The sequence below is a fragment of the Streptomyces sp. NPDC015125 genome (genome assembly GCF_043080045.1).
GTDB lineage: Bacteria > Actinomycetota > Actinomycetes > Streptomycetales > Streptomycetaceae > Streptomyces.
This window is the reverse complement of sequence record NZ_JBIBVF010000029.1, coordinates 19,291-43,992: the sequence shown is the minus strand read 5'-3', so window position 1 is coordinate 43,992 and position 24,702 is coordinate 19,291. Positions and strand designations below refer to the sequence as shown.

The 24,702-nt window shown below is 70.0% G+C and carries 16 protein-coding genes, 1 tRNA gene and 1 pseudogene; 10 read left to right on the top strand and 8 right to left on the bottom strand.

Annotated features, from left to right (window positions below):
* Nucleotides 1-237: 237 nt before the first annotated feature.
* Both ACF088_RS37395 and ACF088_RS37390 read left to right on the top strand, forming a co-directional pair.
* Nucleotides 238-1,650 carry a purine-cytosine permease family protein gene (locus ACF088_RS37395; RefSeq protein ID WP_392380419.1) on the top strand — a complete coding sequence of 471 codons (1,413 nt, stop codon included), beginning with the start codon at nucleotides 238-240 and terminating at the stop codon, nucleotides 1,648-1,650.
* Nucleotides 1,651-1,690: 40 nt separating this feature from the next.
* A complete protein-coding gene (locus tag ACF088_RS37390; RefSeq protein ID WP_392380418.1) occupies nucleotides 1,691-2,104 on the top strand; it encodes a hypothetical protein in 414 nt (137 codons plus the stop codon).
* Nucleotides 2,105-2,534: 430 nt separating this feature from the next.
* Here the strand turns inward: ACF088_RS37390 and ACF088_RS37385 are convergent, their stop codons facing one another.
* Nucleotides 2,535-3,923, bottom strand: coding sequence for a cystathionine beta-synthase (locus ACF088_RS37385; RefSeq protein WP_392380417.1), 1,389 nt, complete (start codon nucleotides 3,921-3,923; stop codon nucleotides 2,535-2,537).
* A 200-nt stretch (nucleotides 3,924-4,123) separates the two neighbouring features.
* Here ACF088_RS37385 and ACF088_RS37380 point away from each other — a divergent pair, with 200 nt between their 5' ends.
* The 3 genes from ACF088_RS37380 to ACF088_RS37370 all read left to right on the top strand — a co-directional run bounded on the left by ACF088_RS37380 (nucleotide 4,124) and on the right by ACF088_RS37370 (nucleotide 8,553).
* Nucleotides 4,124-5,140: an SGNH/GDSL hydrolase family protein gene (locus ACF088_RS37380; protein WP_392380416.1), complete on the top strand. Its 1,017-nt coding sequence runs from the start codon at nucleotides 4,124-4,126 to the stop codon at nucleotides 5,138-5,140.
* Between the two features lie 355 nt (nucleotides 5,141-5,495).
* Complete coding sequence (locus tag ACF088_RS37375; RefSeq protein ID WP_392380415.1) at nucleotides 5,496-6,716, top strand: acetyl-CoA C-acetyltransferase; 1,221 nt, start codon at nucleotides 5,496-5,498, stop codon at nucleotides 6,714-6,716.
* An 880-nt stretch (nucleotides 6,717-7,596) separates the two neighbouring features.
* The gene (locus ACF088_RS37370; protein WP_392380414.1) at nucleotides 7,597-8,553 is read left to right on the top strand and encodes a hypothetical protein; all 957 of its coding nucleotides are present in this window, start codon (nucleotides 7,597-7,599) and stop codon (nucleotides 8,551-8,553) included.
* A 48-nt stretch (nucleotides 8,554-8,601) separates the two neighbouring features.
* Here the strand turns inward: ACF088_RS37370 and ACF088_RS37365 are convergent, their stop codons facing one another.
* Nucleotides 8,602-8,961, bottom strand: coding sequence for a hypothetical protein (locus ACF088_RS37365; protein ID WP_392380413.1), 360 nt, complete (start codon nucleotides 8,959-8,961; stop codon nucleotides 8,602-8,604).
* Nucleotides 8,962-9,059: 98 nt separating this feature from the next.
* Between ACF088_RS37365 and ACF088_RS37360 the strand changes: the two genes are divergently transcribed.
* Complete coding sequence (locus ACF088_RS37360) at nucleotides 9,060-9,287, top strand: DUF4287 domain-containing protein (protein ID WP_030088455.1); 228 nt, start codon at nucleotides 9,060-9,062, stop codon at nucleotides 9,285-9,287.
* Nucleotides 9,288-9,432: 145 nt separating this feature from the next.
* Here the strand turns inward: ACF088_RS37360 and ACF088_RS37355 are convergent, their stop codons facing one another.
* Nucleotides 9,433-10,293 (bottom strand): Bax inhibitor-1/YccA family protein, encoded by an 861-nt coding sequence (locus ACF088_RS37355; RefSeq protein WP_392380412.1) that lies wholly within the window; start codon nucleotides 10,291-10,293, stop codon nucleotides 9,433-9,435.
* 677 nt (nucleotides 10,294-10,970) lie between these two features.
* Here ACF088_RS37355 and ACF088_RS37350 point away from each other — a divergent pair.
* Entirely contained in the window at nucleotides 10,971-13,817 is a 2,847-nt protein-coding gene (locus tag ACF088_RS37350; RefSeq protein ID WP_392380482.1) for a CDP-glycerol glycerophosphotransferase family protein, read from the top strand.
* The gene (locus tag ACF088_RS37345; protein WP_392380411.1) at nucleotides 13,817-14,986 is read left to right on the top strand and encodes a glycosyltransferase; all 1,170 of its coding nucleotides are present in this window, start codon (nucleotides 13,817-13,819) and stop codon (nucleotides 14,984-14,986) included. The genes ACF088_RS37350 and ACF088_RS37345 overlap by 1 nt, the downstream gene beginning before the upstream one ends.
* Nucleotides 14,987-15,131: 145 nt before the next feature.
* On the opposite strand, the pseudogene ACF088_RS37340 reads toward ACF088_RS37345, so the two are convergent.
* From ACF088_RS37340 to ACF088_RS37330, 3 genes and pseudogenes are all read right to left on the bottom strand, one after another.
* Nucleotides 15,132-15,368, bottom strand: a pseudogene (locus ACF088_RS37340) (LuxR C-terminal-related transcriptional regulator); the annotation flags it as partial.
* A 70-nt stretch (nucleotides 15,369-15,438) separates the two neighbouring features.
* A complete protein-coding gene (locus ACF088_RS37335; RefSeq protein ID WP_392380410.1) occupies nucleotides 15,439-16,653 on the bottom strand; it encodes a beta-ketoacyl-[acyl-carrier-protein] synthase family protein in 1,215 nt (404 codons plus the stop codon).
* 1,105 nt (nucleotides 16,654-17,758) lie between these two features.
* Nucleotides 17,759-17,840, bottom strand: a tRNA-Leu gene (locus tag ACF088_RS37330).
* A gap of 473 nt (nucleotides 17,841-18,313) precedes the next feature.
* Here ACF088_RS37330 and ACF088_RS37325 point away from each other — a divergent pair.
* Together ACF088_RS37325 and ACF088_RS37320 are read left to right on the top strand one after the other, a co-directional pair.
* Complete coding sequence (locus ACF088_RS37325; protein ID WP_392380408.1) at nucleotides 18,314-19,099, top strand: ABC transporter ATP-binding protein; 786 nt, start codon at nucleotides 18,314-18,316, stop codon at nucleotides 19,097-19,099.
* 49 nt (nucleotides 19,100-19,148) lie between these two features.
* Nucleotides 19,149-21,710, top strand: coding sequence for an ABC transporter permease (locus ACF088_RS37320; protein ID WP_392380406.1), 2,562 nt, complete (start codon nucleotides 19,149-19,151; stop codon nucleotides 21,708-21,710).
* A 65-nt stretch (nucleotides 21,711-21,775) separates the two neighbouring features.
* On the opposite strand, the gene ACF088_RS37315 is transcribed toward ACF088_RS37320, so the two are convergent.
* Both ACF088_RS37315 and ACF088_RS37310 read right to left on the bottom strand, forming a co-directional pair.
* Nucleotides 21,776-23,107: a class I SAM-dependent methyltransferase gene (locus tag ACF088_RS37315; RefSeq protein ID WP_392380405.1), complete on the bottom strand. Its 1,332-nt coding sequence runs from the start codon at nucleotides 23,105-23,107 to the stop codon at nucleotides 21,776-21,778.
* Nucleotides 23,108-23,306: 199 nt separating this feature from the next.
* Nucleotides 23,307-24,698 carry an NAD(P)/FAD-dependent oxidoreductase gene (locus ACF088_RS37310; RefSeq protein ID WP_392380403.1) on the bottom strand — a complete coding sequence of 464 codons (1,392 nt, stop codon included), beginning with the start codon at nucleotides 24,696-24,698 and terminating at the stop codon, nucleotides 23,307-23,309.
* Nucleotides 24,699-24,702: the final 4 nt, after the last annotated feature.

The following is a 24,702-nucleotide window of genomic DNA, read 5'->3' as shown; positions in this document are numbered from 1 at the left end:
CCGGGCGCCCCGGCGACCCGCGGCCCGCGGCCCGCTTCCCGGCGGCCGGAGTGCGGCACCCGGAACCCGGCACCCGACCGCCGGTGGCCGCCGGCCGCCCGGCCGCCGGCAAGCCCGCCCGCCGACAGCCCGGCCCACCCCACCCCCTCACCACGAATTACCTCCCACCTATTGACCTTCCATTCACCGCCATCGATCCTGCATGAACCCATACAGGCGGCGATGCGAGGCGGACTCATGGCAGGTGTGGTCGAACGGCGTTCCATCGACGTCGTCCCCGACGACGAACGGCACGGCAGCGCGGTCAGCCAGTTCACGCTCTGGCTGGGCGCCAACCTCCAGATCACCGCCGTCGTCACCGGCGCGCTGGCCGTCGTCTTCGGGGCGAACGCCTTCTGGTCGCTGATCGGGCTGCTGCTCGGCAACCTCCTGGGCGGTGCGGTGATGGCGCTGCACTCCGCCCAGGGACCACGGCTCGGACTGCCGCAGATGATCACCTCGCGGGCCCAGTTCGGGGTGCGCGGCGCGGTGGTCCCGCTGGCGCTGGTCATCGTGATGTACATCGGGTTCTTCGCCAGCGGCAGCGTGCTGGCCGGGCAGGCCGTCGGCGAGCTGACGCACCTCGGCGAGACCCCCGGGATCGTCCTCTTCGCCGCGGTCACCGCCGTGGCCGCGGCCGTCGGCTACCGCCTGATCCACACCCTCGGCAAGATCGCCGGTCTGGTCTGCGCGCTGACCTTCGTCTATCTCGGCATCCGGCTGCTGCAGCGCACCGACCTCGGCACGCTCCTCGCCGACCACCGCTTCGGGCTGCCGGTCTTCCTGCTCGCCGTCTCGCTCTCGGCCTCCTGGCAGCTGGCGTTCGGCCCGTACGTCGCGGACTACTCGCGCTACCTGCCGCGGCACACCTCGGCGCGCGCCACGTTCTGGTGGACGCTGTCCGGCTCGGTGCTCGGCTCGCAGTGGTCGATGACGTTCGGCGCGCTGGCCGCCGCCGCGGCGCCGGCGGCATTCGTGGGGCACGAGGTCAGCTATATCGTCGGCCTGGGCGGCGCGGGCCTGATCGCCTCGGTCCTCTACTTCGTCATCGCCCTCGGCAAACTCACCATCAACATCCTCAACACCTATGGCGGGTTCATGTCGCTGGTCACCAGCGTCAGCGGCTTCCGTGGGCAGCGCACCCTCACCCCGCGCGGCCGCTCCGCCTACATCGCCGGGATCATGGTGGCCGGCACCGCCGTCGCCCTCCTGGGCAAGGACTCGTTCCTGACGTCCTTCAAGGACTTCCTGCTCTTCCTGCTGACCTTCTTCACGCCCTGGTCGGCGATCAACCTCGTCGACTACTACCTGATCTCCAAGGAGCGCTACGACATCCCGGCGCTCAGCGACCCCACCGGCCGCTACGGGGCCTGGAACGTGCGGGCGCTGACGGTCTACGTCCTCGGAGTGCTCGCCCAGCTCCCGTTCCTGGCCACGCACTTCTACACCGGCCCGTTGGTGGCACCGCTCGGCGGCGCCGATGTCTCCTGGCTCGTGGGGCTCGCCGTACCGGCCGTCCTGTACTGGCTGACCGCCCGCCGCGACACGGCCCGCACGGCCGGACCGGCAGTGCCCCAGGGGGACCGGCATCCGGCCGGATCGGGGGGCTAGCCCTACCGCGCCGCGCGCCCGGCAGCCGTATTCTCGCGGCATGGCGACCCACGACCCCGAGCTGCGCAAGGAACTCGACGCGACCCTCCAGACGCGCAAGGAACTGGGACCGGAGTACGAGTCCGAACTCCTGGAGTCCTTCGTGGAGAAGCTGGAGCGGAGCGTCGACCAGCGGGTGCGGCGGCAACTCGCCGAACAGCAGGTCCAGGTGGCCCGCGGCGCCCGGCCGCCGCGCCCCGGGGGCGGCGGCCCGGTCTCCTGGGAGCGGTTCGGGCTCGCCGCGCTCTCGCTGGTGCTGGCCGTGCCGCTGTCCGCGATCGCCGCGAGCCAGGCCGGGGAACCGGGACTGCTGATGTGCTGGGCCGGGATCGTCGGCGTCAACGCCGTGCAGAGCGGAGGCCTGCACAGGCTGGTGCGCTCGCGCACGGACCGCCGCGACGGCGCAGGAAGCTGAAGGCTGCAGGGTCTGAAAGCTGCAGGAGGCTGAAGGCTGCGGGGGCCTGAAGGCTTTGGCGGGAGCCGGATGGTGCGGGGGCCTGAAGGCTTTGGCGGGAGCCGGATGGTGCGGGGACCGCCGCACCCCGGCAATGCCGGGGGCGGGACGACGGCGGTCCCCGCACGGGACGCGTTCCGGGGTGAAGCCGGTCGTCGCATCCGGTGGCGACGGTGGAGGTCCGGGAGCCGCTCCGGAGGTCCTTGTCGCCGTGACCTCACTGTGCCCGACGCGTGTTAAGCCCGTGCTGCGAGCACATGACGCATACGTACACCTTGCGGCGACGCCCCGTTTCCTGACGTCTGCTTGACGCCGTGACAGGTGCGGAACCGGACGGCGGCCGGGGCGCCGGGCGGTGGCCGCCCCGCGCCCCGGCCGCCGGGTCCCGCTGCTACTTGCCGGCCTCGCGCGCCAGATAGGCCAGCAGGTCCTGCCGGCTCACCACGCCCTTCGGCTTGCCCTCGACGAGGACGATCGCCGCGTCCGCGCTCTCCAGGACCGCCATCAGATCGGCGACCGGCTCGCCGGAGCCGACCTGCGGCAGCGGCGGGCACATGTGCTTCTCCAGCGGGTCGGTCAGCGAGGCGCGCTGGGTGAACAGCGCATCGAGCAGTTCGCGCTCGACGACCGAGCCGACGACCTCGGCGGCCATCACGTCCGGGTGCCCGGCGCCCGGCTTGACGATCGGCATCTGCGAGACGCCGTATTCGCGCAGCACGTCGATCGCCTCCCCGACGGTCTCCTCCGGGTGCATGTGCACCAGCGAGGGCAGCGCGCCCTCCTTGTGCTGGAGCACCTCGCCGACCCGGGCCGCGGTGCCGCCCTCCTCCAGGAAGCCGTAGTCGGCCATCCACTCGTCGTTGAAGATCTTGGAGAGGTAGCCGCGGCCGCTGTCCGGCAGCAGCACGACCACCACATCGTCCGGGCCGAGCTTGGCGGCGACCTCCAGCGCACCCACCACGGCCATCCCGCAGGAGCCGCCGACCAGCAGGCCCTCCTCCTTGGCCAGCCGCCGGGTCATCTGAAAGGCGTCCTTGTCCGAGACCGCCACGATCTCGTCCGCGACGGTGCGGTCGTAGGCGGTCGGCCAGAAGTCCTCACCGACGCCCTCGATCAGGTACGGGCGCCCGGAGCCGCCGCTGTAGACCGAGCCCTCCGGGTCGGCGCCGATCACCTTGACCTTGCCGTCACTGGCGTCCTTCAGATAGCGGCCGGTGCCGCTGATCGTGCCGCCGGTGCCGACACCCGCCACGAAGTGGGTGATCCGCCCCTCGGTCTGCTCCCACAGCTCGGGACCGGTGGTCTCGTAGTGGGAGCGCGGGTTGTTCGGGTTGCTGTACTGGTCCGGCTTCCAGGCGCCGGGCGTCTCGCGCACCAGCCGGTCCGAGACGTTGTAGTACGAGTCCGGGTGCTCGGGATCCACGGCGGTCGGGCAGACCACCACCTCGGCACCGTAGGCCCGCAGCACATTGATCTTGTCCGTGGACACCTTGTCCGGGCAGACGAAGATGCACTTGTAACCCTTTTTCTGGGCCACGATCGCCAGGCCGACACCGGTGTTGCCGGAGGTCGGCTCGACGATCGTGCCGCCCGGCTGCAGCTCACCCGACTGCTCGGCGGCCTCGATCATCCGCACGGCGATCCGGTCCTTGACCGAGCCGCCGGGATTGAAGTACTCGATCTTCGCCAGGACGGTGGCCTGGATCCCTCGAGTGACGTTGTTGAGCCGCACCAGCGGGGTGTTGCCGACAAGCTCAATCATCGAATCGTAAAACTGCACGGTGGTCTCCGCGGTAGGGGGCGGCACGCTCTCCTGCGCCCGTGCGGCCAGCCTATTGCCCGGGTCCGTTAGAGGAGGAGAGAGTTGCGTTCCGTGCAGGAACGGGCAACACCCTGTTGTAGGAGTTCTTGCCGATTCAAGAGCGCGTCCGGCCCCCGGGGCCAGGGCGCGCCCGCACTGCGCGGGGAGGTGCCCGACCCATGCCGATGACGATGTCCAGGGCCAGAGTGGCCCGGCGGATCGCGACCGCCGCTGCTTTCGGCGGCGGCGGAATCGGGCTGCTCGGGGTGGCCACCGTCGGCGTGCTGCTGACCGAGGTCCGGCTGGCGCGCCGTACGGTCGGCGGCTCCAGCGACATTCCGCCGTGCGCCGACGGCCGCTACGGCGCCGCCTTCGACCACCGCACCGACCACCCGCCGCTGCGGCTCGGCTTCCTCGGCGACTCCACCGCCGCGGGCCAGGGCGTCCACCGCGCCCGCCAGACTCCCGGCGCGCTGCTCGCCTCCGGCCTGGCCGCGCTCTCGGAGCTACCCGTCGACTTCCGCAATGTGGCGCTGCCCGGGGCGCAGTCGGACGACCTGGAACGCCAGGTGGAGCTGATGCTGGCGGACGGCACCGAGACCCCGGACGTCTGCGTCATCATGATCGGCGCGAACGATGTCACCCACCGGATGCCACCCGCGCAGTCCGTCCGCCACCTCTCCGAGGCGGTGCGCGCACTGCGTGCGGCAGGCTGCGAGGTGGTCGTCGGTACCTGCCCGGACCTGGGCACCATCGAGCCGGTCTACCAGCCGCTGCGCTGGGTGGCCCGGCGGCTCTCCCGGCAGCTCGCCGCGGCCCAGACCATCGGGGTGGTCGAGAGCGGCGGCCGTACGGTCTCGCTCGGCGATCTGCTCGGCCCCGAATTCGAGGCGCGTCCACGGGAGCTGTTCGGGCCGGACAACTACCACCCGTCGGCCGAGGGCTATGCCACCGCCGCGATGGCCGTGCTGCCGACGCTGTGCGCCTCGCTCGGCCTGTGGCCGGAGAAGGAACAGCCGGAGCCCGCACGCGGCGAGGGTCTGCTGCCGGTCGAGCAGGCGGCCGCCGAGGCGGCCTCCGAGGGCGGCACGGAGGTCACCGCCTCCCGCCGTGCGCCCTGGGCGCTGCTCAAGCACCGCAGGCGCCGCCAACTGCCGGCGCCGGAGCCTACGGACCCGTCCTCGGTCACACCGTGACGGGGCGGCCGCCCGGCACATCCCGGGCGGTGCGCGGCGGTCGGCGAGAGGCGGTCGGCGGTCGGCGGTCCGCGAGGGGCGGTCGGCGAAGGGCCGTCGGCGAACTGTCGTCGGCGAGGGGCGGTCGACCAAGGGCCGTCGGCGAGAGGCGGTCGGCCAAGGGCCGTCGGTGAGACGCGGTCGACCAAGGGCCGTCGGTGAGGGCCGCGGGGAATACCCTGCGGCCCCTCGCCGTTCCCATAAGCGCCCGCTTAGAAAAGAGGCCCGCATCACAGCACGGACCCCGTGACCTCAGCACTACGTGCAGGTAACTTCCCTCACAGTCCGCCCTTTTCCCCGCACTTGGAGCCGTGTGATGCCCGAAGCCGTGATCGTCTCAGCCGCCCGCTCCCCGATCGGCCGCGCCTTCAAGGGCTCGCTCAAGGATCTGCGTCCGGACGACCTGACCGCGAAGATCATCGAGACCGCCCTCGCCAAGGTCCCCGAGCTGGACCCCAAGGACATCGACGACCTGATGCTCGGCTGTGGTCTCCCCGGTGGCGAGCAGGGCCACAACCTCGGCCGCATCGTGGCCGTCCAGATGGGAATGGACCACCTCCCGGGCTGCACCATCACCCGTTACTGTTCCTCCTCGCTCCAGACGACCCGCATGGCACTGCACGCCATCAAGGCCGGCGAGGGCGATGTCTTCATCTCGGCCGGTGTCGAGACCGTCTCGCGCAGCATCAAGGGCAGCTCCGACGGCCTGCCGGACACCCACAACCCGCTCTTCGCCGACGCCGAGGCCCGTACCGCGGCGCGCGCCGAGCAGGAGGGCGCCGACTGGCACGACCCGCGCGAGGACGGTCTGATCCCGGACGCGTACATCTCCATGGGCCAGACCGCGGAGAACCTCGCCCGCCTCAAGGGCGTCACCCGCCAGGACATGGACGAGTTCGGCGTCCGCTCCCAGAACCTCGCCGAGAAGGCGATCAACGACGGTTTCTGGGAGCGGGAGATCACCCCGGTCACGCTGCCCGACGGCACGGTCGTCGCCAAGGACGACGGCCCCCGCGCCGGCGTCACCGTCGAGGGCGTCTCCGGCCTCAAGCCGGTCTTCCGACCCGACGGCCTGGTGACCGCCGGCAACTGCTGCCCGCTGAACGACGGTGCCGCGGCGCTGGTCATCATGTCCGACACCAAGGCGCGCGAGCTGGGCCTGACCCCGCTGGCCCGGATCGTCTCCACCGGCGTCTCCGGCCTCTCCCCCGAGATCATGGGTTACGGCCCGGTCGAGGCCAGCAAGCAGGCGCTGCGGCGGGCCGGCCTCTCGGTCTCCGACATCGACCTGGTCGAGATCAACGAGGCGTTCGCCGCCCAGGTGATCCCGTCCTACCGCGACTTGGGCATCGACCTGGACCGTCTGAACGTCAACGGCGGCGCGATCGCCGTCGGCCACCCCTTCGGCATGACCGGCGCCCGGATCACCACCACCCTCATCAACTCCCTCCAGTGGCACGACAAGCAGTTCGGCCTGGAGACGATGTGCGTCGGCGGCGGCCAGGGCATGGCGATGGTCATCGAGCGGCTGAGCTGAGCTGTAGCGGAGGGTGGAGGTCGGGTGCGAGGTACGAGTGCCCGACATCCGCCCGCAGCGGAAGCGAAGCTCAGCGCGACCAAAAACACGAGCGGCTGAGCTGAGCTGGAGCGGAGGGTGGAGGTCGGGTGCGAGGTACGAGTGCCCGGCACCTGCCCGCAGCGGAAGCGAAGCTCAGCGCGACCACAAACACGAGCTCAGCGCGACCACAAACACGAGCGGCTGAGCCGAGCCGAGCTGAACTGAACTGCAGGGCGCGCGGCCGAGCTGACCCGTAGCGGAGGGTGGCGGCCGGGCCCGCGCGCGCAGCTGCGCCCGGCCCCGCGCCGCTCACAAGGGAGCGCGACAAAACGGACCAACTACCGCCCGGCGCACACCCATCGCGGTCGTTCGGATACGGGCGGCGACACGGCGTGGCCTGCACCACTCGTTAACGAGATCGCGACCCAATCTCCCCCAGGATTGTGACCAACGCCCTGGGGGAGAGGCATTCTTGCAGGTCAACAGGGGTTCGCCCGGACGAACGGGCCCCCTGCCCCCCTCCTTTTCGGGACATAGCGCACCCGGAGCGGTCGCCGACCACCGGCAGGCTGATGTAGGAAGTCGGAGAACATTCTGCTAACGGGAGTACGCCGGTGAGCGAGGCGCTACCAGGAGTGATCCCGTGAGCGAGCGCATCAAGGGGGTCACCCCGACCGAAGGCCGGGGGAAGTCCAGGTACCGATGCGCGGCCCGTGCGAAGAGGTGAGGGCCGCCGAGCGAAGTGGGGAGGACGCATGAGCGAGCGTCGCCCGGGGGTCTCCTCGGCCGAAGGCCGGGGGCGCATCACCCATGGGTGCGCGTCTCGCACATGCGGGACCGAACGAAGAGAGGTTTCGGCATGAGCGTCACCACCCTCGTCCTGCTGCTGGCCGCGGCCGTCGCCGTGGCGCTGGGCGCCGCCGCCCTGCACACCGCCCGCGCCCTGCGCCGCCAGCTCGCCGAGCTGCACGCCGAGCTCAGCGCGGCCCGTCAGGACGTCGTCGCGAGCACCGGGACGATGCACCCGGCCGCGGCGACCATCCCGGCCGCCCGCGCCACCCCGGCCGCCGAGACCCCGCTCGCCGACATACGTGCCGCCGTCGCCGATGCCCTGGCCGAGGAGCGGGAACGCGAACTGGCCGAGGCCCGCGCCTTCTGGGCCGCGCAGGAGGCCAGGGACGCCGCCGACGCCCCGTCGCTGCTGGGCGGTCTCGCCGGCCTCGGCGACGAACTCCTCGACGGTCGCACCGACCAGCGCGAGCTGCCCGAGCGTCAGGATCCCGACCGCTTCGACGACATCCAGCCGTTCCTGCCCCGGCAGGCGGACCTGGCCGGGCTGGAGCCGCTGCTGGGCCCGGACGCCCTGGAGGCGATGGACGCGCTGGAGTCCATGGACGCCCTGGACGCGCCGGAGTTGGAGCCCGTCGAGGAGACCGAGTCCGCCGAGCTGGCCGCCGCGCGCCGGCGCCACCCGTCGCACCCCGATTTCTCCCCGTCCCCGGCGATCAGTGATCACGAGCGCACCGTCGCGCGCCTGGAGGAACTGGCGCAGCTGGCGACCCCGCTCGCGGACGTACGCCCCGGCCCGCTGGGCACCCTGGACGTCTACGTCTTCACCGACGGCACCACGCTCTGCCTGACCCCCGGGCAGCGCGAGACCGCGGAGCGCGTGGCCGGCGCACTGCACGCGGGGCACACCCCCGTGCTGCTGGGCGGCTCCGGTATCTCCGGTGCCTACGCGCTGACCTTCTCCTGGGGCGAGACCCGCGAGGAGAGCGTCTACCTCCTCGCCGACCGCGTCATCGCCTCGCTCTGACCCGGCGCGGCGATCCGCGTCAACAGCGTTCCACCGCGGCGGTCCGCGTCAACAGCGTTCCGCCGCCGCCCGGACGCATCGCACGGCCTCCGCCAGTTCGTCGGCGGGGGCCCTTTTCGCGTCAGAATCCACCGCGGCGTCGGCCATCCGCCCCGCCGCGGCGCGCAGCGCCTCGACAAGATCGTGTCCGGCCACCGCCAGCTGGTCGCCGGCCGCGAACACCCCGGCGTCCGGCAGCTCCTGCGGGGGCTCCCCCGGTCGCTCGATCAGCTGTGCCCTGGTCGCCAACTGCCGCGCCAGCGCCAGGCCTTCGGCCGCGGCCCCGCGGTGGAGCCTGCTCTGCGGCAGCGATCGGAGCCGGTCGGCGAGGGCGTCCACCGCGGTCTGCAAGGGGGTCACGTCAAGCACGCCGTGAGCCTATGCGCCACCCCGGGGTGGTTGCCAACGCCCGAACGCTCAGGCACGGTGGGCTGAAGAACCAGCATCGACCGCGTCCGGAGGCGCCGATGTCTCAGCTCTTCTCAGAAGAGACCCACCGGAACATGCTCTCCCGTATCCCGCACTGCACCGGCCGGGAAATCTCCGACTGGCTCCGCACCGTTGAGGAAGGCCCCGCTCTCTTCCGCTTCGACGAAAAGGTCAGCTGGCTCCGTGGCGAGCACAACCTCGCCTACGGCCATGCCAAGGCAATTGTCCATGAACACGACCTCAGGCGCGCCGCGCGCAAGTTCTGATCCGCGGTGACGGGGCGCGGCCCCGGTCCGGCTCAGGACACTCCTCAGTCACCACGCCGAAGGGCCCGCCGGCACCATGCCGGCGGGCCCTTCGTACAGCGTGTACGGCGCATGGCGCGCGCCCGGCGCCGTGCATCGCGCGGGGTCAGTCGCCCCGGAGGATGGAGATCAGCCGGAGCATCTCCACGTAGATCCACACCAGGGTCGTGGTCAGGCCGAACGCCGCCAGCCAGGACTCCTCGCGCGGCGCGCCGTAGGCGACACCGTCCTCGACCTGCTTGAAGTCCAGCGCCAGGAAGAGCGCGCCGAGGACCACGCCCACGACGCCGAAGGCGATGCCCAGGCCGCCACTGCGGAAGCCGAGGCCGTCGTTCCCGCTGAACACCATGAACAGGACGTTGACCATCGACAGCAGGAAGAAGCCGATGGCCGCGATGATCACGAAGCGGGTGAACCGGGCGGTGACCCGGACGATCCGCGTCTTGTAGGCGACCAGCATGGCGACGAACACCGCCATCGTGCCCAGCACCGCCTGCATGGGGGCGCCGTGCAGCTGCGGCAGGCCGTTGATGAAGCCGCTGAGCGCCCCGAGGAAGAGGCCCTCCAGCGCCGCGTACCCGAGGATCAGTGCGGGCGACGGCGTGCGCTTGAAGGACTGGACGACCGCCAGCACCATCGCGACCAGCGCGGCGCCGAACGCGAAGCCGAGGCTCCCGGTCAGGAAGAGCCAGCCGACGGTGGCGCCCGCGATGAGCGTGCCGAGCGTCATGCCCGTGCGCATGACGACATCGTCCATCGTCATCGGGCGGGTCTGCGGTGTGTACTGCGGCGGTGCCTGGGTTGCCTGCTGCTGGTCCTGGGCGTAGGGGTTGCCGCCCTGCGCGTAGGGGTTGGCTCCGGCGTACGGGTTCGCGGCGGCCCCGGCCTGCGGCGGTGCGTTGAAGCCCGCGTAGCCGGTGGCGCGGCTGAACCCCCGTCGCGAGAAGACCGGGTTGCTGCTCCTCATCTCACTCCTCCATGGCCGCCCTGCGCGGCCTCGACGGCAAGCGTAATGGCTTGGCAAAGGGGCGTCGCTAGTTCTTGAGCAGGATCTTTCCCTGAACTCACCCGGACACCTCCGCCACGAGGAGGACGTGTGAGGGGACGGACAAGTGCCCGGAGCGGGCCGCGACAGGCGGCACACGACCGGCCGGCGCCCCTGCCCCTGCACCGGCGCGCCGCGCCGTCCCCGGGATTCCGGATATTCGATCTCTTGCCGTGCTCTTGCCGTGCTCTTGCCGTGCCTCCTCGCGCTCTTGCCGCCCTCTTGTTGTTCTCTTGTTGCCGTCCGTTGTCGTCGCGTGATGCCACCGTGCTCGAACTGCCATTTCCGTCTGCTTCCCCGGGGACTCCCCCTCAGGCCACTTCGCACGGAATCCGATAAATGTCTGATCGCAACGGACGTCACATGACGCGGCAGGCAACCGATTCCCGGGGGGATCCGTCTTCCCTGGCGGCCGGATCCTGCCCCGGCGGGTGGATCTGCAGGGCTGACGCATGGTCAAGATCCGAACGCCGGAGTACCCCTTACCGCTCTCCCTCGACTCACCGTCCGTAGCGCTATGGACGCGATCGGTTGTAATCCGGCGGTACAGATAGGGCTATTCTGGCGGGAAACAGTAGCGAAAGAGGGTTGAGGTGCCTGTGCCTGACGTCTCAGTAGTCGTCATCGTCTACAACGACGCCGACCGGTTGCCGACCGCGGTTCAGTCCGTGCTGGATCAAACGCTCCGGGACGTCGAGGTGGTGATCGTCGACGACTGCAGCACCGACCGTTCTTTCGAAGTGGCGCAGCGGCTCGCCGCTGATCACCCCGGGCGGGCCAGGGCCTTCCAGCTGCCGGAGAACAGCGGCGGGTGCGGTGAGCCGCGCAACGCCGGCATCCAGCACACCCTGGGCCGCTACGTCATGTTCCTGGACAGCGATGACGTCCTGGAACCCAACGCGTGCCGGAATATGCTGGAGGCCGCCGAGAAAACCGGCTCCGATATCGTTTCCGGTCAGTGTGTACGACTGCATGTGGACACCCGCAATCAGAAGCGGGACGAGTGGTATTCCTGGCTGTACTCCACCACCCGCACCGTCGATTCCGTAACGGAATTTCCGGACCTGTTCGTGTGGGACACCCTCTCCACCAACAAGTGCTACCGGCGTGAATTCCTCATGGAACACAATCTCCGCTTCGCCAAGGGATTGTTCTACGAGGATCTCCTGTTTATCGCCGATGCCTACCTCGCCGCGAAACGCATCACCCTGATCCCCAATCAGGTCTATTTCTGGAACGTCTACACTCAGGGCGCCGTAAAATCGGTGACAAACCGCCGGCACGAGATGACGAATTACGTGCACCGGCTGGAGGTACACCGGCGGATCGACGCCATGCTGGCGAAGCGCGGGCTGACCGAGATGAAGCTCGCCAAGGACGTCAAATTCCTCAAGCACGACCTCGTGCTGCATCTGCGGGATCTGCCGTTCCGGGACGATGCCTACCGCCGGGAGTTCGCCGAGCTTTCGCGGGAATACCTCGCCGGGGTGGCCCCCGAGGCGTACGAGCACGTCCAGCCGATACAGGCCATCTGCGCGTATCTGCTCCAGAAGGGTGACTGGGAAAACCTGATCCCGGCGGTCGACACGCTCATCAACCGCACCAAGGTCTCCTCGCCGCTCGCCGAGCACGACGGCCGGATCTACTGGTGCGGCGGCCACTTCGACGATGCGTTCGGGCGCGGCGTGCTGGACGTGACCGACATCGGCTACCACGAGAAGCCGGTCAACCAGCTGTTCCTGCGCAATCAGCTCACCGGTTTCCGCGAGTCCGGCCGGGCCGTCTCGCTGACCGGCCGGATCACCAATCCGCTCGGCGTCATCCCGCCCGGTGCGCGGCTCAAGGGCGAGCTGGAGTTCAGTGCCCGGCGGCGCAGTCTGCAGTCCTTCCACTTCCCGGTGCAGGAGCTGCGCCACGAAGGGGACGCCATCCGCTGGGAGGCCGTCGCCGACCTCACCGCGAAGCTGCGTCCGCTGGGCATCGTCGACACCATCTGGGACGTACGGCTGCGCCTGGAGGTGGACGGAGTGCGCACCACGAGCCGGCTCACCGTCGCCGACACCGCGCTGTCCGGGGCGCTGCCGGTGCGGCCGCGGCTGACACGGATGGTCGCCGACCACCTCGAACCGCATGTCTCGGCCAAGGGGCATCTGGCATTCCGCCTGGTCAGCGAGGGCCACCAGGCCGAGCGCGTACAGGAACTGATCACCCGCGGGGTGCACGGCAAGCCGGGGACGCTGGCCAAGACCGGCTACCGCAAGGCGAAGGCGCTGCGCAGCAAGGTCCTCTCGGGCGACAACAAGATCCGCGCCTACCACGAGGTGTTCAGCCGGCTGCCGGTCAAGAAGCGCACGGTGGTCTTCGAAAGCCACCTGGGCAAGCAGTACAGCGACAGCCCGCGCGCCCTCTACGAGGAGATGCGCCGGCAGGGCCTGGAGTTCGAGGCGATCTGGGCGTACGCGGGGTCCCCCAAGGGCTTCCCCAAGGACGCCACGCTCGTCAAGCGCTGGTCGCTGCCCTATCTGAAGGCACTGGCACAGGCCGAGTTCTGGGTGGACAACCAGAGCTACCCGCTCAAACTCACCAAGCGCCCGGAGACCACCTATATCCAGACCTGGCACGGCTCGGCGCTGAAGAACATGGGCTTCGACCAGCCGGCACTGAAGGCGCAGACCCGGCAGCAGCAGGCCGAGCAGCAGCGTTCGCTGGACCGCTTCGACCGGTTCCTGATCCGCTCCGAGCACGATGTCCACACCCTCGCGCGGGCCTTCCGGCTCAAGGAGAAGACCCTGCTGCGGGTGGGTTACCCGCGCAATGATGCGCTGGTGCGCGCCCGGCAGCGGGAAGCGGACCGGGGCGTACGCGAACGCGGGCCACTGGCAGCGGAGTTGGGCATTCCCGACGACAAGACCGTGCTGCTTTACGCGCCGACGTTCCGTAAGGCCGGCGGCCGGCACGGGCGCTTCGAATTGCCCTTCGACGTGGAGCGTTTCGCCGATCGGTTCGGCGACCGCTATGTCCTCCTGGTGCGTTCGCACTACCTCAATCATGTGGTGCTGCCGCCGACCGTGCAGGGCCGGGTCATCGACGTATCGGCGCACCACGATGTGACGCCGGTGCTGGAGCTGGCCGACGGGCTGATCACCGACTATTCCTCGGTGATGTTCGACTATGCGCTGCTCGACCGGCCGCTGGTGTTCTTCACCTACGACTACGACGAGTATGTGCACGAGGGCCGTGGCACCTACTTCGATCTGCTGGAGCACGCACCGGGCCCGGTGGTGCGCACCGAGGACGATTTCCACCAGGCGATCAAGGCCTTCGAGTCGCAGTCTTCGGAATACGCGAAGAGCCGCAAGGAATTCGTCGCCAAGTTCGGGGAATACGACCAGGGCAACGCCGCCCAGAGCATCGTCGATCAGTTTTTCGCGCAGTGGAGCCGTTGATGACCGAGTCGTACGCAGCCGAGCCGCGGGACATCTTCTTCGTCTCCAACAGCGTCAACGAGGTGGGTGGCGTCACCAGCTGGTCGCACCAGCTGGCGCGCCTGTTCAGCGAGCGGGGCCACCGGGTGCACCTCGTCGGCGTGGTGCCGCCCCCCGAGGGGCGGGTCCACGAGCTGGCGGCCGACCTGCCGTTCAAGACCACCACGCTCTACTCCGAGCACCCGCCGGCCGTCCGCCCCCTGCGCGGCCTCAAGGGCAAGCTGAACCTCGTCGAGCAGCGCCGCCGCGCCGCCCGCGAGGCCGGTATGCAGGAGCAGGCGGACAGGATGAGCGCGCTGTTCCGGGCGGCGAAGCCGGGCGGCGTGGTGATCGTCACTCAGGTGTGGGCGATGGAGTGGGTGGCGCTGGCCGACACCGCGGGTCTGAGCGTGATCGGCATGAGCCATGAATCCTTCGAAACCTGCCGTAAGTCGTCCCGCTTCGGCCGAGTCAAGCGGTTTTACGCGAATGTCGACCGGATGCTGACGCTCACCCGGGAGGATGCCGACCGCTGGATCCGGCAGCGGATGGACAACGTCGGCTTCATGCCGAACCCTCTGCCGTTCTTCCCGGAGGTCCCCTCGGACCGCTCCCGCAAGTGTGTGGTCAGCATCGGCCGGCTCCACGAGGAGAAGGGCGTGGACATGCTGCTGGAGGCCTGGGCCAAGGTCGCGCCCCAGCACCCCGACTGGACGCTGCGGATCTACGGCGCCGGCGAGGAAGAGGAGGCGCTGCGCAAGCAGGCCGCGGAGCTGGGGATCGCCGCCACCGTCGCCTGGATGGGCCGGACGGCCGATGTGCCGGGTGCGCTGCGGGAGAGCGCGGTCTTCGCGCTCAGCTCGCGCGGCGAGGGATTCCCGCTGGCGCCCATGGAGGCCATGGCGACGGCCGTGCCGTGTGTGGCGTTCGATGTGGCACCGGGAGTCCACGAGATCATCGCGGACGGTGTGGACGGACTCCTCGCCCCTCCGGGCAACATCACCGAATTCGCCCGGCATCTCGACACCCTGATGTCCGACAAGGACCTCCGGGACACGATGGGCGAAGCGGGCCGGGAGAACATCCAGCGGTTCTCGACGGACGAGATCGTCGGCCGCTGGGAAAACCTGTTCACGCTCGTGGAGCGCTGAGGCCCGGGCGCTGACGCCGCAGGGCGCCGGCGCCCGGAGAACGCCGAGCCGGCAACTGCGCGCGGGGAGGGGCCGCCATCCGTGGCGGCCCCTCCTCCTGTGCTGGACTCAGCGGCTCGTCGGCTCGCGAGGGGGGACGGGGTTTCAGACCGGCATCGCGGGCGCACAGCGCCGCCTGGACCCTGTTGCCGACTTCCAGCGTGGCCAGGATGCGGCTGACGTGGGCCTTCCCCGTGCTCTCCCGCATCCCGAGCCTGGCCGCGACGACGCCGTTGGACACGCCGTCGGCGAGCAGCACCAACACGTCGGTCTCGCGCGGGGTCAGCCGCTCGATGCGTGCCCGCGCGGCGAGGGATTCCTTGCCCGCCGTCCGGTGGTAGCGCCCGGCCGCACAGTGAGCTCACCGGCCGGACCCGGTCACCGCCGCACGGCCGGCTGCCGCGTGGTCATGGTCACTTGGTGAACACCAGGCTCACGTTGTGGCCCCCGAAGCCGAAGGAGTTGGCCAGCGAGGCGCTCCACCGGCCGGTCCGGTTCTCGCCCTGCACCACGTCCAGGTCGATCCTCGGGTCGAGGGTGTCGAGGTTGCGGACGGCGGGCGCCACCCCGTCCCTGAGCGCCAGCAGCGCCGCCATGGCGCCCACCGCGCCGGAGGCACCCAGCATGTGGCCGGTCATGGACTTCGTGGCGGTGACCGGGGCATGGGTGCCCACGGCCCGGCCGATCGCCTCGGCCTCCGCCAGGTCACCGGACTCGGTGGAGGTGGCGTGGGCGTGCACATGGCCGATGTCCCGCGGGGTCAGGTCCGCATCGCGCAGGGCCAGTTCGATGGCGTGGACCTGGCCCGCCGCGTCGGAGGCCGTGATGTGGTTCGCACTGGAGCTCACGGCGCTGCCGGCCAGCGTGCCGTACGTCTTCGCGCCGCGGGCGCGGGCGAACCCGGCGCGCTCCAGGACCATGATTCCCCCGCCCTCGCCCATCACGAAGCCGCTGCGGGCCACATCGAACGGGCGGGACACCGACTCCGGGTTCTCGGACTGCGTGGAGAGCGCCTTCATCTGGGCGAAGGCGGCGAGGGTGAACGGGTGCAGACAGGCCTCGACGCCACCGGCGACCACCACATCCACCCGCCCGGCGCGGAGCAGGTCGAGGCCCATCGCCAGCGCCTCGGCACCGGACGCACAGGCGCTGACGGGCGTCCTGGCCCCGCCCTTGGCACCCAGGTCCATGCTCACCCAGGCGGCCGGTCCGTTGGGCATGAGCATCGGGACCGCGAACGGCGAGAGCCGGCGTGGCCCGGACTTCTCGAAGAGGTCGTCCTGGCCGAGGGTGGTGAGCACACCGCCGGTACCGGTACCGATGACCACGGCCAGCCGTTCGGGCTCGACCTCGGGCGCGCCGGCGTCCTGCCAGGCCTCGCGGGAGGTGAGTATCGCGAGCTGCTCACCGCGGTCCAGCTTCCGGGCCTCCGTACGCGGCAGCGCGGCGGCCGGATCCTCGGTGAGGCCGGCCGCAATGCTCACCGGCAGGTCGGTGGCCCACTCCTCCGCCAGCGCGCGCACCCCGGACTCTCCCGCCAGCAGCCCCGACCAGGACGATGACGCATCGGCGCCGACCGGAGTCATCGCTCCGATACCCGTCACCAGAACCTGACCGTTCTCGGCCATCTTCGTCTCCTCTGATCTCATAGAAACCACACAAAACCCATGGCGGGCTCGTAGAGATCATCTCAGCGCTGAGCTCGCCAAACAGGGGGCGAGCAGGCCGATTTCGGCGCCGGTAAATTGTTGCTCTCCCACAACAACGCGCACGCTCTCGGCGCCGGGCGGAACCGTACTCCGCCCCTCCGCCCCTCCGCCCCTCCGCCCCTCCGCCCCTCCGCCCCTCCGCCCGCTCATCCTCTCCACCCATCCACTCCGCTCGTCCTCTCCGCTCGTCCGCTCCGCCCGCCCATTCCGCTCCCCTTCCGGCTCGCTCGCGGCCCGCTCGCGGTATGCGTACGCACACCCGGTTCAGATCCGCACACCCGTTTCGGATCCGCAGGCCGTACTCGTGTACCGGAGCGGGCCGCCCGTCCTCGCGCCCGGCCGCCGCCACATCGCATCCGAAGGCGAGGGGACTTTTGTTTTCACGCCGCAAAACTTCCGAAAGCCCGGCTACCGGCCTCGGCGTCCGGCGTGTTCGCCGTCCACCACCCGGCGCGAAGAAGACAAAAGCGGGCTCGGGCAACAGAAGTGGCACGACGCTTTCCGGATCAGGGCGGGCGGATCGGACGGATGGCGTCGGAGAAGAAGTGCGTGCTGCCGGGTATCCGCACTCACCGAAGGCAGAAAAATCCAATATTCAAGTTACCTCGGGTATGCGTCAGGAGTGCGCCCCTCGGCGCCCGTACGAGGCGAACACCGTGCCGCGAAGGCAGGGCACCCATACCGGCCGCCGGCCGCCTCGCCACCGGACCCCCGCCCGCCACGGCGGGCCGCTGTTCCCGAAGACCGGCTCCGCCCCGCCCAGTTGACGACTCCTCAGCAGGTCCCGGCGGCGCCATCCGTCCGAACACGGTACGAACCCGGCAGGCCGCCGAGGCGTTTGCCGAATACCGCCATGGCGGCACTTCACTTGGTAACCAGGGATATTTCCGGCACGGTTTTCCGCGCGCGACTCTCGCCGACCACATCGTCAAAGTCCCTGCGTTCCGGGCGTGTTCCGGTGAGCGGCAGGGACCTCGGATCTATATGGTTGTTTGTTCAAGGTCTCAAGGCTGCGGCTGAGCAGTGCCCGGAGCCGGACTTGAACCGGCACGGCCCGTAGGCCAGCGAGGTTTAAGCTCGCCGTGTCTGCATTCCACCATCCGGGCCTGGGCTCCCCCATGCCACCTCAAAGAGGCAGCACGAGCGTAGCCCGCAGCGCACGACACAGATCGGCCGCTCTTCCCGAGGTTGTCTTATTTTATTGGCAACTGAGGGTGCATCAGCGCCGGGTACAGGCCTTGGGCACATGCCTGAGGCCCACCTTCGCCTGGAAGCCCCACAACGCAATTTCTTGTCCGAATTGACGGAAACTCGACGCCCCCTCAGAGCCCCCCTCGCCGCTGCGGCGCCAACCGTCCGACTGCTCCGGGCGCAGTAGCGCCCCTCAGGGTTCCGCTCCTCCCCAGGGATGACCCGCGCTCCACGGCTACCTCCCAGGTGTGGCCCAGGACGGGCACAGGGGTTGACGTCCCCGCCCGTCGCCCTGTCCCACGATGGAAAGGTCCGCTTCCGTCCGCGGCAGGGGCCCTCGTGGCCGCCGCCGGCCGATGGCCCTTCGTCCCGACAGGAGTCCCCTCCCGTGACCACCACCCACACCGGCGTCGCCACCGCCCCCCGCACCACCACCGCGGCGGCCGCCCGCGCCACGGACCTCACCAAGGTCTACGGACAGGGCGAAACCCAGGTGGTCGCGCTGGACGCGGTCTCCGTCGCCTTCCGGCAGGCCGAGTTCACCGCGATCATGGGCCCCTCCGGGTCCGGCAAGTCGACGCTGATGCACTGCATGGCAGGGCTGGACGCGATCTCCGGCGGCTCCGCCAGGATCGGCGACACCGAACTGACCGGGCTGAAGGACAAGAAGCTCACCCAGCTCCGGCGCGACAAGATCGGCTTCATCTTCCAGGCGTTCAACCTGCTGCCGACCCTGAACGCCCTGGAGAACATCACCCTGCCCATGGACATAGCGGGCCGTAAGCCCGATCGCGCCTGGCTGGACCGCGTCGTGGAGACCGTCGGCCTGGCCGGCCGTCTCAAGCACCGCCCCAGCCAGCTCTCCGGCGGCCAGCAGCAGCGCGTCGCGGTCGCCCGTGCGCTGGCCGCCCGGCCCGAGATCATCTTCGCCGACGAGCCGACCGGGAACCTCGACTCGCGCTCCGGCTCCGAGGTCCTCGGCTTTCTGCGCAACTCCGTGCGCGAACTGGGCCAGACCGTGGTGATGGTGACCCACGACCCGGTCGCCGCCTCCTACGCGGACCGCGTGGTCTTCCTCGCCGACGGCCAGATCGTCGACGACATGCCCGACCCGACCGCCGACATGGTGCTGGAGCGCATGAAGGGCTTCGACGCCCATCGTCGTACGAGCTGATCAGCCGCCGTCGCCAGAACTCCGGACCTCTCCTCCAGGACTGACCCTCATGTTCCGTACCGCCTTGCGCAATGTGCTTGCGCACAAGGCCCGGCTGCTGATGACCGTCCTCGCCGTGATGCTCGGCGTGGCCTTTGTCTCCGGCACCCTGGTCTTCACCTCGACCATCTCCGACGCCTTCCGCACCAGCTCCCAGAAGAGCTTCGACAACGTCGACGTCGCCGTGACACCGGCGTCGCCCGACGGGCCCGGCGGCACCCGGGCCAAGGGCCCCCGGGTCGACGGCAAAGCGCTCGACGCCCTGACCCGTCTCCCCGGCGCCGCCTCCGTCACCGGCACCGCCAACGGCTTCACCGGGATCGGCGACAAGGACGGCAAGCTGATCGCGTCCGGCCAGAACAGCCGCGGGAGCAACTACTTCCCCGGCAAGGACGGCAAGGACGCCCGCTACCCGATGAAGCAGGGCACGGCCCCCACCGGCGCGGACCAGTTCGCGCTGGACGCGGGCACCGCGGCGAAGGGCGGCTACCACATCGGCGACACCGTCCGGATATCCGCCGACGGACCGGTCCGGCAGCAGAAGCTGACCGGCATCTTCACCACCGACGACGGCCGGGTCACGGCCGGCGGCTCGCTGGCCCTGTTCGACACCAAGACCGCGCAGCAGCTGTTCGGGCTGTCCGGCGGATACAGCGAGATCGACGTCAAGGCCGCGGCCGGGACGTCCCAGGCCGCACTGCAGCAGGCGATCGGCAAGGCGCTGCCCAAGGGCAGTGCCACCACCGCCACCGGCAAGGAACTCGCCGACGCCGAAGCCAAGGTGATCGACCAGAACATGCAGGGCATGAAGACCGCGCTGCTGGCCTTCGCCGCCGTCGCACTCTTCGTCGGCATCTTCCTCATCGCCAACACCTTCACCATGCTGGTCGCCCAGCGCACCAAGGAGCTGGCGCTGCTGCGGGCGGTCGGCGCGAGCCGGCGCCAGGTCACCCGCTCGGTGCTGATCGAGGCGCTCTTCGTCGGTGCGATCGCCGGTGTCTCGGGCCTGGTGGCCGGAATCGGCATCGCCGCACTGCTGCGGGAGGTGCTGAACGGCTTCGCCGCGACGTTCCCCGAGGGGCCGCTGGTGGTCACGCCCTCCACGGCCGTCGCCGCCCTGGGCATCGGCACCGTCATCACGGTGCTGGCCGCCTGGCTGCCCGCCCGGCGCGGCGCGAAGGTCCCGCCGGTCGCCGCGATGAACAGCGTGCACGCCGCCGCCACCACCAAGTCACTGCTGATCCGCAACACCCTCGGTGCGCTCGTCGCGGGTAGCGGTACGGCCTCGGTACTCGTCGCCACCTCCGTGTACGACGGCGACGACACCAGCAAGATCATGCTGGGCGGCGGCGGGATGCTGCTGCTGATCGGGGTGTTCATCCTGACGCCGCTGCTGTCCCGTCCGCTGATCACGCTGGCCACCCCCGTCCTGCGTGCCTTCGGCATCTCCGGCCTCCTCGCCCGGCAGAACGCGCTGCGCAATCCGCGCCGTACCGCCACCACCGCCTCCGCGCTGATGATCGGGCTGACCCTGATCACCGGCATGACGGTGATCGCGGGCGGTACACAGCAGGCCATCGACAAACTGGCCGTCGATGCCCTGAAGGCCGACTACACCATCTCGATGGAGGGCCACACGCAGCTGCCCACCAGCGCGGAGAAGAAGGTCCGCGCGATGGCCGGCGTCACCGCCGTCTCCCCGCTGCGCGAGGGCATGGCGACGATCGGCACCGGCAGCGCCGCCCAGCAGCCGACCGGGCTGACCGGCGTGGACGGCGCACAGTTCGGCTCGCTCGTCCGGCCCGACATCAGCGAGGGGTCGCTCGGCAGCCTGCGCGGCGACCGGGTCCTGGTGGACCAGGACACCGCCACCGGCAACGGCTGGCGGGCCGGCTCGCGGCTCCCCGTGACGTTCGAGGACGGCAAGAAGGCCACCCTGACCGTCTCGGGCGTCTACAAGGGCAACCAGATGCTCCACGGCGTCATCCTGGACAATCACACCCTGGCTCCGCACCAGAAGGACATCAGCGACAAGCAACTGCTGGTCAAGATGGCCGGCGGCGCCACCGACGCACACAAGGACGACCTGGTCGAGGCGCTCGGCAAGAACCCGGCGGTCACCGTCGCGGACAAGAAGGACGTCTCCAACGCCATCGCCTCGATGTTCACCCTGCTGCTGAACATGCTCTACGGCCTGCTGGCCATGGCCGTGATCGTCGCGGTGCTCGGGGTCATCAACACCCTGGCGATGTCGGTCTTCGAACGCTCGCAGGAGATCGGCATGCTGCGGGCAATCGGCCTGGACCGGCGCGGCATCAAGCGGATGGTGCGGCTGGAGTCGCTGGTCATCTCGCTGTTCGGCGGGGTGCTCGGCATCGGGCTCGGCGTGTTCATGGGCTGGGCGGTCGGTCAGCTGATCAGCGCCCACCTGCCCACCTACGAACTGGTGCTGCCGTGGGCCCGGATGGGCCTCTTCCTCGGCCTGGCCGCGCTCGTCGGCGTACTGGCCGCCCTGTGGCCGGCGCTCCGGGCGGCGAGGCTGAACATGCTGGCCGCCATCAAGGCCGAATAACACCCCGGCGCCGGTCCCGTTGCCCGCCCACCCGCTCCTTCACGGCAGCGGGTGGGCGGACGGCGTCAACCGCGGTGGGTGCCGGTGCGCCACTCACGCGCCCGCAACGGCATGTCCGAGGTCCCGGGCTCCGGTGTACGGACGGCCAGCACCTGGTTGACGCCCAGGCGGTTGCGCTCGAAGGACAGCGCGCACGCGGCCATGTACAGCCGCCACACCCGGGCCCGGCCCACGGAGGTGAGCCGCGCCGCCTGGTCCCAGTGCTCCTCCAGGTTGGCGACCCAGCGCCGCAGCGTCAGGGCGTAGTGCTCCCGGATCGCCTCCACGTCCCGCACCTCGAATCCGGCCTCCTCCAGCTGGCCGACGGTCCGGCCGAGCGGCGCCAGTTCACCGTCCGGGAACACATAGCGGTCGATGAACTCGTCGACCCGGTACGCCTGCTCGTCCGCGACCGGCCGCCGGGCGATCTGGTGGTTGAGCAGCCGCCCACCGGGCTTGAGCAGCGCATACAGGGCGCCGGCGTACTCCGCGTACTGGGTGTGGCCGACATGCTCGGCCATGCCGATCGAGGAGATCGCGTCGAACGGCTCGTCGTGGATCTCGCGGTAGTCCTGCACCCGGATCTCGACCCGGTCGGCCAGCCCGGCTTCGGCGATGCGCTTACGGGCGAAGGTGGCCTGTTCCTCGGAGAGGGTGATGCCCACCGCCCGTACGCCGTACTCGCGGGCCGCGTGCAGCACCATCGAGCCCCAGCCGCAGCCGACGTCCAGCAGCCGCAGGTCCTCCCGGAGTCCGAGCTTGCGGCAGATCAGGTCCAGCTTGTCGCGCTGGGCGTCCTCCAGGGTGGCGACGCCGTCCTTGGCGGTCCCCCAGTATGCGCAGGAGTAGACCATGGACGGGCCGAGCACCAGGGCGTAGAAGTCGTTGCCGACGTCGTAGTGGTGGCTGATGGCTTCCTTGTCGCGCCGCAGGGTGTGCAGCGGCCCACGGCGGCGTCTGACCTCCTCCGCGGGCGGCGCCGGGGGGACGGGGGCGCCGGCCAGGGTCAGCAACTCCCGGGCGGCGGAACGGATCTCCGGGCGGGCCAGGGCACGCAGCGCGGCGGCGCGATGCGGCGTGGGGGCGTCGGTGCGTTCCCAGATCAGTCCCGCGAGCCGGTCGAGCGCTTCGTAGAGATCGCCTTCGATGTCGAGGTCGCCGGCCACCCAGGCGCGGGCCAGGCCCAGCTCGCCCGGCCTGAACATCATCCGGCGCAGCGCCCGGCGATGGCGGATGACGAGTGTGGGCGCCCCCGGCGGACCCGACTCGCTGCGGTCCCAGGCGCGGATACGTACCGGGAGCGGGACTCCCAGCACCTCCTCGGCGAGCTTGGTGAGCCGTCCAGCGGCGTCGGCCATGTCGCACACCTCCGTGTTGACGAGTCGGGCAAAGAAGTTTCACCCACCACGTAAACGCCAATGGGGCGCCCGGATAGTCCCGTTCACACGCAAGAGAACCGCACACCGCTCGGTTTTCGCCAGAGCGGACACGCCAAAGGGCGCCCGCCCCACGGATGGCGGACGCCCTTCGGGCTGGTCGGAGTACCCGACCGGGAATTCAGGAAGCCTTGGCCTTGGTCTTGTCCCCGGCCTCGGCGGCGGTCGGCGGGGCCGGCGCCGGCTTGGCGGCCTCGTAGAACTCCTCGCGGGGGTTCTCCATGGCGCCGAGCGAGACGACCTCGCGCTTGAGGAACATGGCCAGCGTCCAGTCGGCGAAGACCCGGATCTTGCGGTTGAACGTCGGCATCGCCATGCCGTGGTACGCGCGGTGCATGTACCAGGCGAGACGGCCCTTGAGCTTGATCTTCATCTTGCCCATGACGATCATCGCGACGCCCTTGTGCAGCCCCAGACCGGCGACCGCACCCTTGTTGGCGTGGCTGTAGTCCTTCTGCGGGAAGCCGCGCATCCCGGACACCACGTTGTCGCCGAGGATCTTGGCCTGCCGCAGCGCGTGCTGCGCGTTCGGCGGGCACCAGGCGTTGGGGTTTCCGGCCTTGCGGCCGACCAGGTCGGGGACCTGCGCGTTGTCGCCGGCCGCCCAGATGTAGTCGGTGCCCTGCACCTGGAGGGTGGCGCCGGTGTCGACATGGCCGCGCGGGCCGAGCGGCAGACCGAAGCGGGCCAGCGCCGGGTTCGGCTTGACGCCCGCGGTCCACACGATGGTGTTGGAGTCGACCTCGAGGCCGTTGTTGAGCTTCACGTGGCCGTCGACGCAGGAGTCCATGCCGGTCTTGAGGTAGACCTCGACGCCGCGGCTCTCCAGGTGCTCCTTGCCGTAGGCACCGAGCTTGGGACCGACCTCGGGGAGGATCTTGTCGGCGACGTCGACCAGCAGGAAGCGCATGTCCTCGCGCTTCACGTTGTTGTAGTACTTCGCAGCGTCGCGGGCCATGTCCTCGACCTCGCCGACGGTCTCCGCACCCGCGAAGCCACCGCCCACGAAGACGAAGGTCAGCGCCTTGCGGCGGACGTCCTCGTCGGTCGTGGAGTCGGCCTTGTCCAGCTGCTCCAGCACGTGGTTGCGCAGGCCGATGGCCTCTTCCACGCCCTTCATGCCGATGCCGTTCTCGGCCAGGCCGGGGATCGGGAAGGTACGGGAGACCGCGCCCATCGCGATGACCAGGTAGTCGAAGGGCAGCTCGTACGCCTCGCCGACCAGCGGGGCGATCGTGGCGACCTTGCGGTCCTGATCGATGGTGGTGACCCGGCCGGTGAGAACCTCCGCCTTGGGCAGCACACGTCGTAGCGGCACCACGACATGGCGGGGGGAGATGCTGCCGGCTGCAGCTTCAGGGAGGAAGGGCTGGTACGTCATGTACGAGCGCGGGTCGACGACCGTGACGGTCGCCTCGCCGTACCGCATCTTCTTGAGGATGCGACGTGCCGCGTACAGGCCTACGTACCCACCGCCTACAACGAGGATCCTGGGACGCTCCGTGGTGCTCATGCAA